Genomic DNA, 13,876 nt, shown 5'->3' on the forward strand with positions numbered 1-13,876 from the left:
TCGTCTATTCGGACAGACGACCCTCAACTCATACGTCCACCTACCAAACGGCTACGCAGTCTTTCCGCGGCCACGTTAATGCAGAGCACCAGCGCAAAGATGGCTAGTCCGGGAAGTACCGTCAGCCACCAAGCGGTGGTGATATACGCGCGGCCTTCGCCGAGCATCTGTCCCCAGTTCGGGACTTCACCGGGGAGCGACAAGCCTACAAATCCGAGTCCGGAAATCGTGACGATCGCAGAACCGAACAGCAGGGAAGAAAGAATGAGAACGGACGGTGCCACATTCGGCAAGAGGTGCCGGAGGATTATCCGAAATACGCTACCCCGCATCACCCGGACCGCGAGGACGAATTCGCTCTGACAAAGAATCCTCGCCTCCATGTACGTGACCCGTGCCAGTTCGACCCAGGAAGCGAGAGCAACTACGACGACGATCAGCCAGAAGCTCGGGCCGAGGATCCCAACGACCGACAGCGCAAGCAGGAAGAACGGGAACGCAAGTTGAAGGTTGGTAAGCAGCATCAAAAGCCGGCCGAGGGCTCCCCCGAAATACCCGCACACCAAGCCGAGACCAACACCAGCGGTCGCTCCGAGCATCACGGCTATGAGACTCTGCAAGACAATCGTTCGTGCGCCTGCCAGCAACAGAGACAGCATGTCCCTGCCCAACGGGTCGGTACCGAGCGGATAGGACCCGAGACTTCCCTTGGACCCAGGGGGGAGCAGGCGGCTCGACAGGTCTTGGGCCAGAGGGTCCATGGGCGCGAGACTAGGACCGAAAAGGACAATCACGAGATACCCAAGGAGCGTGATCGCGACAAGGGCGAGAGTAATCGCTTGAGAAACGCTGGAGGCGTTACGCTGTCGGGAGCGACGTCCAATCCAAGCCAGCTTGCGCGATACCTCAACCCTAGGCGGGGGAATCATAGTCATTGCTGGCCTCGCAGTCGCGGATTGATCGAGGCGGCGAGGATCTCTGTCACAACGGATTCCGCGACATAGATGAGTGAGGCATATATGACCACCCCCTGCACCACTGGGTAGTCGCTGCGACTAATCGACTGGATTGCGAGCGTCCCGATGCCAGGCCATGCAAAAACAGCCTCAGTGATCACGGCGCCGCCCAATAGTCCGCCAAGCTGAATTCCTGCCAGCACTACGATCGGGATGAGTGCATTGCGCATCACATGGATGGCCACGACACGGAACTCACCCGCACCCTTCGCCCGGGCCGTTTCGACATACGGTTGGGACAAGGTTTCAAGCACCGATGACCTAGTTAAGCGAGCAATAGTTGGGAAAAGAAAGATCACCAAGCACGCGGTCGGAAGCACAATGCTTGAAGGGCCAGTCGAGCCATACGTCGGAAACCACCCAAGACCAACAGCGAAGACCTGCAGGAGCATCAGGCCAGACCAGAACCCTGGAATCGATGTGCCGAAAACCGCGGCGGCCTGCACAAAGCTGTCGATGGCTCTGCCTCGGCGAACCGCAGCTAGCGTTCCAAGGGGGATCGCGATAAGAAGCGTCACAACAAAGGAAGTGCCAGCAAGCATCAGCGTGTTCGGCAGATACTGCAGCACCACCTTTGAGACCGGCGTGGAGTCAAAGTAGGACGTTCCGAGATCACCACGAAGAGCCTTGAGCACAAAGTCGAAGTACTGCACCGCCAGTGGCCGATCCAGTCCGAGTTCAGCTCGAAGGGAGACCCGTGCCGACTCGGGCGCATCCTGCGGCAGAATGATTGCCGTTGGATCGCTTCCCAGACGCACCATGAAAAAGACTAAGGTCAAGGCCCCAAGCACCACGCAGAAGCCGGCGAGTACCTGGTTGAGAATGAGTCGCTTCATCGCGTCACTCCCTATCGTTACGGCTGCTAACCGAGAATCCGGGCCTCAACCGCTGGCCCTCGCCAAATAGACCGACTCGCCTTTATGCCTTGTCCGACTCGTGGTAACTATTGCGCTGACGGATGGCATCAGCGACCTTGCCGCGCCGCACCCCCTCCATGAACAGCGCGGACTGTTCGTCTGGAACCCCCGGCAGCATTACCGCGCGCTCAACCCAGGTGTCGATCGCTGTGCGCATTCCCGCGATTTCGTAACTGCGGTTGATGCCCGCCTTCATAGCCGCCAGAGCATGCGGTGAAAGCTTGAGTATGTCGGCAATGAAGGCGTCTACGCCGACCTCGAACTCGTTGCCGGCGTAAACGCGTGTCACGATGCCGCATTCGTATGCGCGCTGGGCACTGAACTGCTGGCCCAGCATCAGGTGCTCTTTGGCAATCTTGTGCCCAGCGACCCAGGGCAACAGTAGAAATGCCGGGCCCGCTCCGAACAGCGCGTCTGGCTCGCCGAACCGGGCGTCTTCATGCGCCAGCGTGAAGTCAGCGGGCAGCGCAAGTTCAAAACCTCCGCCGAGGCAGTAACCTTGCACCACGGCGACCACGGGGGTCGATGAATCCCAGACCGCCCATCTTGATGAGTTCGCCATGACGACACGGGAACGCAGCACCTCGGCAGGATCAGAGCTCCAGCCGTCAGCCTGGGATGAGAGATCCCCGCCAGACGAGAAGGCGCGACCGGCCCCGCGCAGGACGATGACTCGGCACACAGGGTCGTCATCAAGTTCTTGCACCGCCTTGGCGATACCGCGGTACATCTCCCCCGTCATTGCATTCAGCTTCTCAGGACGGTTCAATAGAATGGTGCCGATTGAGTTGTCGAGAGTAACGATCAGGTGGTCATTCATAGCAGCTCCACTATCCAGCAGAATCGTTGGCGTATCCCAGAGGCAGGGAGTTACGAAAGACAGACAGCTCAGCTAAGGGCACCCCCGCATCGCCGCATCCGGGCCGTCAATTTCCGCCATGGACACCGTTCCGTGGGCATACGTCGTCGCCGCGTGCGAGGCCCACGGAACGGTGTGCGCAGCACGCTCAGGTATCTTCGACCACGCTCCGTCGCAACTTGACATCAACAATATTGATGCCGTGCGGTGATATGCGCAGGGGGTTGACTTCAAGCTCCATGAGGCGGCTATCGCTGCATGCGGCGATCGTGAGTTTAGAAATGAGTTCAGCGATGGCCTTCGTGTCATACACCGCGCCGCCCCGGTATCCGTTCAGCAACGGGAACATGCGCAGTTGCTGAATGAGCTCTTCCGCCTCGTGAGAAGACAGCGGGGCGATGTCTGATACATGATCCTGAACCAGTTCGGTGGCCGTGCCCCCGAACCCAACATCGACGATGAGTCCAAGGGATTCATCTTTGACGATGCCGATCCGCAACTCGTGATCCGCTGGCACCTGGCTCATGATCAAGAATCCGGTTAGTGACTTGCTCGAGTGCTGGGATCGGAAAAGCTCGGTTAGTTCGTTCACCGTTGTGACCGCCTGGCTCTGCGACGACACACCGGTCCGCACCCCGCCAACGTCTGACTTGTGCGCAAGGCCGTCTACTACGACCTTGACGACCTGTGGGTAGCCAACGGATTCGCTGACCGCTCCGGCCCGCGAGAGGTCACCAACGCTCACGAAGGCCCAGTTTGCAACTGGTACCCCGATGGAATCGAGGGCGGCCAGCGCCTTGTGATCCGGGACGAGCCCACCCTTCGGGTCCGCCACACCCAGCTCTAGGCTATTGTGGAATAGCTCATCGAGCTGCCTCAGTCGTTCCGTGGCCCGCTGCTTGCCCTCGTAGGCATCTGCCAGAGCACGCATCGACTTGGCTGCGAGCGGGATCGAGTGGAATGTCGGGATCCCGCCATCGCGAAGAATCCGAAGTTCCTCGGTGTCGTCCATCGCAAAAGGCGAATAGAATAGGACGGGAACTCGCTCCGCCTTTGCAAACTCAACGAGTCCGCGCGCGAATTCCAGGAGGGACCTTCCGCTCGCATCCTTCGTCTCGTGATTGTTCTCTTCATATCGCCCGTAAAAGCCATAATTGAGATATCCACCGATACTTGGCTCCAGCCTCCGCACGATGGCGTTGACCTTGGAGTGGAGGCGCGCCTCGACGTGCTGCCCGCCGACCAGATCCACGGGGTTACCGCTAGCTCCGTAGGGGATAGTATGTACTGAAGCAACCTCCCTGACGGTTCCTGGAGTGAACGCCGGCACTGTAAGGTCCTGCCGGCACAGCGCATCTGCCAGGAGTGTGCCCAGCCCTCCACCGGTACCCACCGCGGCAATGGCACGGGTCTTCAGAGGCGGACACATGGCGAGCACGTTCGCCATCGTTAGCATGTCCTCCATGCTGTCTACCGACACAGCGCCGCTGCTCCGGACGAGCGCTTCGAACCTATCCTTCGACGAGGTAATCGCAGCCGTGTGTGAAGCCACGGCGCGCATTCCACCTTCCGTTGTGCCGCCTTTGAGGACAATCGTTGGCTTGGCAGCAGCTGCTCTCAGGAGGGCGGCATAGGTGACTTCGCCGCGCCCCGCTAGGATGCCTTCCGCGTAGATCGCAATGACCTTAGTAGCTTCATCCTCAATGAGGAGGTCAACAAATTCGTCCAAGCCCAGATCTGCTTGGTTCTCATATGCGATTACGATCGAGAATCCGGCATGTGCATGTTCTGCCTGGTCGGCAAGTGCTGTGATGACTGAACCAGCCTGCGTCAAGAGTCCGATCGGCCCGCTGGGGATGTCGTGCTTGGCCAGGAGATTCATATGACCCGCTCGGAAAACTCCGGCCGAGTTGGGACCGATGATCCGCACGCCATACTGCCGGGCGACTTGCAGCATCTGCTCGTGCAGTGCGACGCCGTTGCCGCCGACCTCTGCAAATCCCGAGGTATGCACGAGGGCGAGCGGGATTCCCGCCCGTCCAACATCCCTGAGCGCGTCAGGCACGGCGGCAGGGGCGGTTGCGATGAAGGCGAGGTCGGGCACTTCTGGGAGGTCGAGAGCTGAAGCATACGTACGCTCTCCGAAGACTACAGGCCTTTTGGGATTCACCCCGTATACAGGGCCCGAGAAGCCGCCGTGCTTTATGTGGTCCAAGACCACGTAACCCTGCTTACGCTGGTCATTCGTGGCGCCCACGAAAACGATCGACTTCATGTTCAGAAAGGCGTCTTGCCAAGAGCCGGTTGCACTTTCCATAGCGTGTTCCTGCACGTTAGCCAATTCCTATCTATGTCAGCTATAGGCCTAGGGGCTAGTAGCTTGTGTGCGTCTTGCTTGAAAAGGGGTCGCGGCCGATCGGCCACTAGTTCGCGAGTGGCTCCTCGGTCTCGGCAACGACTCCGACTGCCATGAGGGAGTCGATTTCGTCATTCGAGTACCCGATGTCGAGGAGAAGGCGTCGGGAGTCTGCGCCTGGCCGCGGGGAGGGCCCAAGTTCAGACTCGCCCGCTCTGGCCATACGTGGAGTTGGCGCCGGCTGAAAGACGCCCTCGTTAAGTCGCAACTTACCTTGGCTGGCAATCTGGCGATGTACGGGCACCTCGCGGAGGCTTATCACCGGTGCAAAGCACGCGTCCGTTCCCTCCAAGAGCTCCGTCCACTCATCTCGCGTCCGGCTCCGAAAGGTTTCTTGTAGTCGATTCTTAGTGTCTTGCCATGTCGATCGGTTCTCCTTCGTCGGCAATGGTCCAAGGTCGATCCCAACCAGCTCGCAGAATCGTTCCCAGAACTTCGCCTCCCCGGGCGCGATCGTTACATGCTTGCCATCTGCCGTCTCATAGACGCCGTAGTATGGCGTTCCCCCGTCAAGGTCATTGACCCCGCGCTCATCGATGTACCGGCCGAGCTGATGGTCCACCAGGGTGTTGCCCGTCAGGTACAGCGCACCATCCAGCATGGCTGCGTCCACGACATCACCGACTCCGGATTTCCCACGCTCGTGAAGCGCACAAACCACGCCAAATGCGAGAAACATGGCGCCGCCCGCGTAGTCACCCAGGATGTTCAACTGCTGGACCGGCCCACTGGTAGCTGTCCCGGTCGCGTGAAGCGCGCCTGACAAGGCAACGTAGTTGATGTCATGACCAGCCGCGCCGGCAAGCGGGCCCTCACGCCCCCACCCGGTCACTCGCCCGTAGATGAGTCCCCTATTGACTCGGGCGCACTCGGATGGGCCGAGGTCGAGCCGCTCCATCACGCCCGGTCGGAAACCTTCCAGCAGAACGTCCGCCGACGCAACAAGTCGCAGGAAGATTTCCTTGCCCTCCAGCGACTTCAGGTCGAGAGCTATCGAACGCCTGCTGCGCCGAGAGAATCGCGCGTCGAGATGGGAAGAGTCCTCCTTTGCAGCAGTCACGGTATCGACCCTGACCACCGTGGCGCCCATATCGGCTAACAGTGTTGCTGCGAAGGGCACCGGTCCAGTGCCACCCGCCTCAAGAACCGTGACTCCGTACAACGGCCCAGATGGGGTCCACGACATAGGTTGATCCTCCTCGGGTCTGATGCGGCGCGATCATGACGCCTGTCGAGAAGACCCTTCCGAATATTGAGTGAACTTACGAAGGGCTTGCACCGGTTGTCAATAGCGAGCGTTCGGTAAGTTTTCCGGTTCCCCTGCCCCCCTCATCCAGCCGCCAGGCTTCAGCGGAGCGGAGGCGCTCAGCTCACCCCGCTCGCCGCGCCGAGCAGGCCCGAGGTGACCGACTCAAGTCCGGGCCTACCGGGAATTTCGCCCATGGACATGCCAGAGGTGCCGAACCGCCCTGCACATGCTTGGCCGACCGAGCCTGCGGACCAAGAGCGGGCCAACCGCCCACAACCCGACCGCTATATAGAACGTTCGTTTAGTTTGGCTTCGACGCCGAGCCACTGGGACGGAATGGCATCGAGAGCGCCCGATCAGTACCGGGCAGTCCTGACGGACGGCGGTGAGTGGTGTGTCGCACCTGCGCGTCAACGTGCCGCTGGACCGTAAGGCCGCCACTCTCGCCGAGTGGCTACTTCGGCATCCTGGTATCCAGGTGGTATGCCGGGACGGGTCAACTGCTTAGAGGCGATCCGGCAGCGCGCCCGGCGAGAGGTGCAGGTCAGCGACCGGCGGCACCTGTGGCACGGCCTCACCGCGGAGAAGACCGTCGTCGCACACCACGGCTGCTTGCACCCCGGCCCACCCCGGCAGACCCTGGCCCGCCAGCAGTGCATCCTCGACCGGCACGCCGCGGTGCACGCCCTCCTCGATGAAGATGTCGGGCTGCCGGTCAGGATGAGCGCTGAACACAGTCAAGCGCCATGCCCGGGCGGCGACGGCGGAGCAGTTGCAACGCCCGCCGCAATACAGCACCACGCTCGTTGACCCGTACCGCGATCACCTCTGCGCCGACGGCTGGCCGATGAACCCGGCGCCGCGGTGACCCGGCAGCTGGAAAGACTCCGGGTCATGGGCTGTCCGGGCAACAGCACGTTCTGAACAGTCGCGTGGTCCACATCCATGCACGCAGTGAAGGCGGCCCTCGCTGGGATCCGGATATGAGCGAAACGGACAACCGTGACGCCAGCAACCTGCTCCTGTTATGCCTGCTGCACACCAGGGAGATCGACGAGTTCCGGACCTGGAAAGCTGGCCGATTACGACCGCAGCCGTCGAACCTGGTCGATCAATGAAAGGGAAATCCCGGAGGCTGTCGCGCCGCTCGATCTGGGCGCGGCCATCGAGAAGGTCAGCGCTGTCATGCCGTTCAGCGCGCGGATGCGCAGTCGCATCGAGACATGGCAGCTTGCCGTCCGGCGCGGACATGGCCAACGAGTATCCCGGCTGACACCCCAGGTGCCGGCGGAGCGTCGGTCTGCGGTGCTCGCCTGGATGGCGGCGCTGGATGATCCGATTGTCGAAGTGCCGCTGGGGCAGGTGCGGGTCTTGGTCGCCCGGCTCGGAGCAGGCAAGTCCGAACAAGCACGACGCTGGTGGGAGGAAGGGTCCAATCCGCGGCACATGACCCGGATACGGAGATCCGCGCCCAAAGCAGGAGCTAGTGCGGTGGCCGTCTCCACACTGCTACGCATCTGGCTGGAGACCAGATCGAGGAGGTGGATCATGATCCCGGCGGACCTGCTCCCACGCGCATCGTCCGGTCCGGCTGCGTCGCCGACCCGAACTCACTCCCCGCAGTCTCCCTGATGACGAGCGTCCTTCGACCATCCCATAGTGGCTCCCAGTCCCTCTGGGCCATCACCCGCAGCCACGCGTAGAGCGCTGCGGCGGTGCCGTGCTGTGGCGCGGGACGAGGATCGGGGCAACGTGTGGGTCCGGCGACGGCCTGTCGGGGCCGTGGGGCAGGTCGGCCTCGATGCGGCGCAGCAGCGCGGCGATACGGCGCCGGCCGACCTCGTCGAAGTCCTGCCGGATGGTCGTCAGTGGCGGTGAGAGGAACTCGGCCTCGGGAATATCGTCGAAGCCGATGATGCTCACGTCGTCGGGCACCCGGATGCCGCGCTCGTGGAAGGCGCGCATCATGCCCATTGCCATATGGTCGTTGCCGGCGAACACGGCCGTGACGTCGTCGCGGGCGGCCAGCTCCAACCCGGCGTCGTAGCCCGAGCGGGCGCTCCAATCCCCGGTCATCAGCCGCGGAGTGGCCAGGCCGGCGTCGGCCAGCGCCGCCTGCCAGCCCTCGATGCGGCCCTGGGTCTCGTGCAAGTCCCGCGGGCCGGACAGGTGCCACACTTGGCGGTGGCCGAGGTCGATCAGGTGCTGCACCGCCATCCGGGCACCGGTGACCTGGTCGACGGAGATCGCCGGGATCTCGCCGCTGACGTTGAACTCGACGGCCACAGCAGCCATGCCCAGAGGCATGCTGTGCAGCACGGCCGCGGTCTGCGGCGCGATGACCACCACACCAGCCACCGACTGGTCGGCCAGCGCGCTCAGTGCCGACGCCATGTTGGCGTGGTCGACGTGCTCGAGAATGACGATGCTGATCCCGTAGCCGGCCGCGCGGGCGGCCCGCTCGATGCCCAACAGGGTCGCCGCCGGGCCGTAGAGGATCGTGTCGAAGGACACCACACCGACCACCCGCGACCGGCGGCCCGCCAGCCCCCGCGCCATCGGGTTAGGCCGGTAGCCGAGCTGCCGCACCGCCTCGAGCACCCGCTGACGCGTCGCCGGGCTGACGTTCGGGTGGTCGTTGAGCACGCGGGACACGGTCATGTGCGACACGCCGGCGAGCCTGGCCACATCGTTCATCACGGCGGCCCCATGGCGGCCGGTGGCACGCATGCTGCTCCCCTCAGTGCCGGACCGGCGTTGCCATGCCGGGTTCCGTCGGGCGCTCGACGGTGCGCCGGCCACGCGAGTCCTTCCGTCGGGCCCAGCGGCCGCTCCCCGACCGTCCATCCACAATGGAGCATTGGTCTCGTGTATCCAAGCGGCGGATGGCGGCAAAACTGCCGCTCAAGCGGTGCCGTCGAGTCCGGCCTCGGCCGGCTCGCAGCCCTCGGCCGACACCCGGATGACAACCCTTCCCGAAGCGGCGCGTCGTACGATCGCGAGCGCCCGCCCGTCGAAGGTCTCGTGCCGTGCGGTTGCGTAGGTGTCGCGGGGAGCGGGGTTTCCGCTTCCCAGCGCCACGAGCTCCGCAGGTCCGGTGACTTCGACCTCCACGGCACGATCTGCGCCCGTGAAAACAGTTCCGTCCGAGTCGGCGACCGCAATTCGTGCGAACAGATGCTGTTCCGTGGCGCCGGCGTCCTCGACCGTGACCGCCAGCCGCGGCTGCCCCGTGGCTGTCGCAAGGCTGAATGACTCCGCCTTGACCCCATCCCTGATGGCCGTTGCCGTCAGCGTGCCGGGCTCGAAGGGGACGTCGAAAACCGCGGTGTAGCGGTTCACCCTGCCCGCTGCCGCGGAGCCGATCACCCTGCCGTTCACGGTGAGCTCCACCCGGTCCGCATCGCTGTACACCTCAACGCCAAGCGTCCGGCCCTCCTGACCGGCCCAGGTCCAGCTGCCGATGCTGTCGCTCCACGCCCACGGCCCGGCGGAGAGGACCTTGCCATCGTCGCGCGGGCGCCGCACTGCGATGTATGGCTCGCGCCGCAGACCGAAGACGATCTCGCGGTAGTAGGAGGCGGGTCGGCGCTCGCCGATCAGGTCGAGGTCGCCGCACCAACCCGCGATCCACGGGTAGGGTGCCGTGGGTGCCGGCTCGCCTTCGGCCAGATACTGAGGTCGGCCGAGGCCCACCTCGCCCAGATAGTCGAAGCCCGTCCAGGTGAAGTCGCCGATCACGTGCGCGTTTTCGGTCACGAGGGCCCAGGTGCGGTCGATGTTCGTCGGGAAGCTCTCCGTTCCGACGATGACCCGGTTGGGAAACAACTCCTTGTCCAGGACGTACCGCGAGTCGACGTAGTTCATCCCGGCGATGTCGAGCAGACCGAAAGACTCCGCGGTCTTCTCGGTCACCAGCGGGGAGGCACTGATCTCGTTCATGATGTCAATCGGCCCGGCCATCAGCGTGTTGATGCCGGTGGCGTCGTCGGCGTCGCCTCCGCGCTGCGCGGCGATCGCCTTCGCGTCGTCCATCACCGCGAGCAGCCCGTTGATGGCGTTCGTCACGAAACGCGTCGGGTCCAGTGAACGCACCTTCTCCGCCAGCAAGCGGCCGATCAGGCCGCCCGCGGGCGACCCCGTCTCGGTTACCTCGTTGCCGATCGAATACATGAGCACGCTGGGGTGGTTGTAGTCCTTCGCGATCAGCGCCTCAACGTCCCGCTCCCACCACTCCGGGAAGGCGAGGGAGTAGTCTCGGTCCATCTTGGGCGCGGCCCACATGTCGAAGGTCTCGTCGATGACGAACATCCCGAGACGGTCGCAGGCCTCGAGCAGCGCGACGCTTGCGGGGTTGTGCGCTGAACGGATTGCGTTGAAGCCCGCCTGCTTGAGCAGCCGGACGCGTCGCTCCTCCGCCGCAGGGATCGTGGCGGCCCCGAGAATGCCGTTGTCGTGGTGGATGCACGCGCCGCGCAGCTTGACGGTCTCGCCGTTCACGCGGAACCCGTTGACCGGGTCGACTTGAAGCTTTCGGATGCCGAACGTCGCCACCGTGTCGTCCAGCGTCGTTGCGTCGCGGGTGATCCGAGCCTCGGCGGTGTAGAGCACCGGATGCTCGGCGCTCCAGAGCTTGGGCGCGCGGACGTAGAGTCGTTGCCTGCTCAGCGAGCTGCTGTTGGGAGACACCGTGACGGGCACTACTCCCGTTGCGACCTCGGCTCCGCTCGGATCGACGACGCTGACGGCGACATCCACGGTTGTCCGCCGGTTGCCTGCGTTGGCGACCTGTACCGCGACTTCGACGATGGCGCCGGTGTCATCGATGTCGGGTGCGCTCGCGCGCAGCCCATGCGGGGGAATATGGACCTGCGAGCCGACGTGGAGCCAGACGTCCCTGTAGATGCCGGCCCCGCTGTACCACCGGGAATCCTGTCCATTGCGGCATTCCACTCTGATGACGTTCTCTTCACCGGGGCGCAGGAACTCGTCGGCGTCGATGGTGAATGTGGAGTACCCGTACGGGCGATGCCCAGCGAACGCACCGTTGATGTAGACCGCCGCGTCCCGGTAGACACCCTCGAACTCGAGCACGATCCGCTGCCCCTCGAGGTCCTCCGGAACCGCGAACGTCTTGCGGTACTCGTACGTGCCCCCGGGAAAGTAGGCCGCCGCCCTGTCCCCCTGCGGATCGCGCTCGCGCTCGATCATCGCGTCGTGCGGGACGAAGACATCGACGTAGGGCGCCACCGCGCCGCTTAGCTCGTCGAAGGGGTTCACCTTCTGTCGGAACTGCCAGCCATCGTTGAACAGGAAGCGCTTCATCGGATTTCCTCTGGTAGTACGCCACACCCGGGCGCGTCGCTCTGGTCGGAGGTCGCCCGCGCCCAAGGCGGGCGCGGGCGACCTAGGGTTCGTTCACTCAGCTGTTCGGCGATCCGACCTGATCGATGATCGGCTGGAAGCCGGTGTAGTCAGCCGCGGGCTGCGGAGAGTTCCACGTCTTCTGCGCCATGATTCGCATCCGCGGGTAGATGTCCGTCGCGGCCTCGTCCTGCGTCCAGGTCCCACCGCTGTTCCAGATGTTCAGCATGGAACCGCGAAGCCCCGGGGCCCCCACAGCCACCGTCTTCACCGGCAGGATCTTGACATAGGTGCCGTTCTGCTCGAAGTACAGGTAGCCGTAGAACTGTTCGACCGACCAAGCGTCGTACAGGTAGTTGACATGGATCTGCGGCGTCCGACCTCCCGACGGGTAGGCGTACGTGGGCAGCAGGCTGTCGTTGACGATCTGGTAGCCCTTGTCGAGCAGCGTCTGCGGCGTGTACGGGCCGTTCGGACCAAACAGGTCCTCACTGTCGGAATCGGTCCAGTACTGGACGACGACGTTCTTGTCGATCTCAATTGTGGTGCCCGGACCCACGTTGTCGTTCCATGCGCGCCCGACCTTGCACTTGCTGCGGATGAACCTGTTCATCTCGTTGGCGAACTGAATCACCGCGTCCTTGGCGGTGGCGTTGGGTCCGACCGTCGTCTTGGCGTACTGCTCCAGCTGCGGGTAGTTCGCGAACTGGCTGTTCGCCAGGTACTCGTCCTGGCCCAGGTGCCAGTACGTGCCAGGGAACAGCGGCAGGTACTCCGCGATGATGCTCTTCAGCAGGTCGCGCGCTGCCGGTATCGTGAAGTCGATCTTGGTCGGGGAGACGTTGCCGTTCTTGTCGACAAGCCGGTACTGCGGGTACTTCTGCAGCAGCACGCCGAGGTGAGCGGGCATGTCGATCTCGGGGATCACCGTGATGTGGTATGTCGCCGCGTAGGCCACCAGGCTCTTGATCTCGTTCTTCGTCAGATACTGCGCCGACTGCAAACCCAGGTTGCTCTGGACTCGCCAGCCCTCGTCGTCGCTCAGATGGAGCTGCAGCGTGTTGAGCTTGAGGTAGGCCATGTCACGGACGCGGGCCTTGAGCCAGTCCAGCGACAGGTACATGCGCCCGAGGTCGATCATGACGCCGCGCTCGGGATAGGTCGGCCAGTCGCGGGCCGTGCCGGCGGGAATCGTGTTCCCGTGCTTCAGCAATTGCAGGATCGTGCGGGTGCCGTTGAAGGCGCCGTCCTCTGTGCCGGCCGTGATAGAGGCACTCTTTTCTACGGCCAGCTGGTAGCCCTGTTCCCCGATGCCGGGGATGCCTTTCCGCAGCCCTATGACAATGTCGCCCGGGTCGGGCTTGTTGCCGTTGGATGCGACCTTCACCTTGAAGCCGAACCGGCTCCCGAGCTCGGTGGCGAGGAGGTCGGCGACCGGCTTGAGCTTGGGCATGTCGCCTTGATTGACGAGCACCCGGCTTTTGCCGGTAAACGTGAACGTTCCCGTCGCTGCAGTCCATGACTGCAGCGCTGGAATTGTCACGGGCGGCGTCGCCGATGCGGAATTGCTGGATGCCGCTACAGCGGGCGACGCTACCGCGAGGCTGACTCCTACCGCTGCGGCGAGCGTCCCCGCGAGAGTACGCACTGCCCTGTACCTGCTCTTCATCCCACGTTCCTTTCTGGCTTCGGCGAAGCGGCGATAGCCGGTTCGGCTGAGTCGGGCCCGCGGCTGTCTCGTCCACGATGACGGCGACGTGCGGGTACAGCTGGATTGCGGCTGCCGGGCCGCCGCCGTGACCGTTCCCTCAACTGCAGCCGCTAGGGCCTCGGTCTCTGCGCTCCGAGCGCGAGCGGGAGCAGGTGTGGGCGCGCATGAGGGTTCGGAGTCTCTGCGTGATGTCGTGCAGCGGCACCTGGTCCGAGTGTTCGAAGAATCGAGCGTCGTCGTGCCTGGTCTGTACGGACCGCGTCTTCACTGGAGTGCGCGAATCATGGTTTGAGCCCGGCTCGCTGAAGCCGATGCGGCCGTCCGAATCGGTCCGGAGCATCCGG

General features: G+C 63.5%; 10 protein-coding genes. All 10 read right to left on the minus strand.

Annotation, left to right across the window (positions count from 1 at the left end; translation table 11 throughout):
• Positions 1-23: 23 nt before the first annotated feature.
• Positions 24-761, minus strand: coding sequence for an ABC transporter permease (locus ACQPY0_RS34480; protein WP_432970109.1), 738 nt, complete (start codon positions 759-761; stop codon positions 24-26).
• A gap of 170 nt (positions 762-931) precedes the next feature.
• The gene (locus ACQPY0_RS34485) at positions 932-1,852 is read right to left on the minus strand and encodes an ABC transporter permease (protein WP_432970112.1); all 921 of its coding nucleotides are present in this window, start codon (positions 1,850-1,852) and stop codon (positions 932-934) included.
• A gap of 82 nt (positions 1,853-1,934) precedes the next feature.
• A complete protein-coding gene (locus ACQPY0_RS34490) occupies positions 1,935-2,753 on the minus strand; it encodes an enoyl-CoA hydratase/isomerase family protein (protein ID WP_432970115.1) in 819 nt (272 codons plus the stop codon).
• A 187-nt stretch (positions 2,754-2,940) separates the two neighbouring features.
• Positions 2,941-5,109, minus strand: coding sequence for an acetate--CoA ligase family protein (locus ACQPY0_RS34495; protein ID WP_432970118.1), 2,169 nt, complete (start codon positions 5,107-5,109; stop codon positions 2,941-2,943).
• Between the two features lie 106 nt (positions 5,110-5,215).
• Positions 5,216-6,394, minus strand: a complete 1,179-nt coding sequence (locus ACQPY0_RS34500; RefSeq protein ID WP_432970121.1) for a CaiB/BaiF CoA transferase family protein — start codon at positions 6,392-6,394, stop codon at positions 5,216-5,218.
• Between the two features lie 567 nt (positions 6,395-6,961).
• On the minus strand, positions 6,962-7,198 hold the full coding sequence (locus ACQPY0_RS34505; RefSeq protein ID WP_432970124.1) for a hypothetical protein: 237 nt from the start codon (positions 7,196-7,198) through the stop codon (positions 6,962-6,964).
• A gap of 341 nt (positions 7,199-7,539) precedes the next feature.
• The gene (locus ACQPY0_RS34510; RefSeq protein WP_432970127.1) at positions 7,540-7,674 is read right to left on the minus strand and encodes a hypothetical protein; all 135 of its coding nucleotides are present in this window, start codon (positions 7,672-7,674) and stop codon (positions 7,540-7,542) included.
• A gap of 466 nt (positions 7,675-8,140) precedes the next feature.
• Positions 8,141-9,154 carry a LacI family DNA-binding transcriptional regulator gene (locus ACQPY0_RS34515; RefSeq protein WP_432995500.1) on the minus strand — a complete coding sequence of 338 codons (1,014 nt, stop codon included), beginning with the start codon at positions 9,152-9,154 and terminating at the stop codon, positions 8,141-8,143.
• A 207-nt stretch (positions 9,155-9,361) separates the two neighbouring features.
• Positions 9,362-11,782: a glycoside hydrolase family 2 TIM barrel-domain containing protein gene (locus ACQPY0_RS34520; RefSeq protein ID WP_432970130.1), complete on the minus strand. Its 2,421-nt coding sequence runs from the start codon at positions 11,780-11,782 to the stop codon at positions 9,362-9,364.
• Positions 11,783-11,879: 97 nt separating this feature from the next.
• On the minus strand, positions 11,880-13,490 hold the full coding sequence (locus ACQPY0_RS34525; RefSeq protein WP_432970133.1) for a beta-N-acetylhexosaminidase: 1,611 nt from the start codon (positions 13,488-13,490) through the stop codon (positions 11,880-11,882).
• Positions 13,491-13,876 lie beyond the last annotated feature (386 nt).

The organism is Dactylosporangium sp. CA-233914, assembly GCF_050942935.1.
Lineage (GTDB): Bacteria > Actinomycetota > Actinomycetes > Mycobacteriales > Micromonosporaceae > Dactylosporangium.

Bases quoted from the DNA above. Each gene is read 5' to 3' on its own strand.
- ACQPY0_RS34480 (WP_432970109.1), bottom strand. From the start codon at position 761: ATGGACCCTCTGGCCCAAGACCTGTCGAGCCGCCTGCTCCCCCCTGGG.
- ACQPY0_RS34485 (WP_432970112.1), bottom strand. From the start codon at position 1,852: ATGAAGCGACTCATTCTCAACCAGGTACTCGCCGGCTTCTGCGTGGTG.
- ACQPY0_RS34490 (WP_432970115.1), bottom strand. From the start codon at position 2,753: ATGAATGACCACCTGATCGTTACTCTCGACAACTCAATCGGCACCATT.
- ACQPY0_RS34495 (WP_432970118.1), bottom strand. From the start codon at position 5,109: ATGGAAAGTGCAACCGGCTCTTGGCAAGACGCCTTTCTGAACATGAAG.
- ACQPY0_RS34500 (WP_432970121.1), bottom strand. From the start codon at position 6,394: ATGTCGTGGACCCCATCTGGGCCGTTGTACGGAGTCACGGTTCTTGAG.
- ACQPY0_RS34510 (WP_432970127.1), bottom strand. From the start codon at position 7,674: ATGCGACTGCGCATCCGCGCGCTGAACGGCATGACAGCGCTGACCTTC.
- ACQPY0_RS34515 (WP_432995500.1), bottom strand. From the start codon at position 9,154: ATGAACGATGTGGCCAGGCTCGCCGGCGTGTCGCACATGACCGTGTCC.
- ACQPY0_RS34520 (WP_432970130.1), bottom strand. From the start codon at position 11,782: ATGAAGCGCTTCCTGTTCAACGATGGCTGGCAGTTCCGACAGAAGGTG.
- ACQPY0_RS34525 (WP_432970133.1), bottom strand. From the start codon at position 13,490: ATGAAGAGCAGGTACAGGGCAGTGCGTACTCTCGCGGGGACGCTCGCC.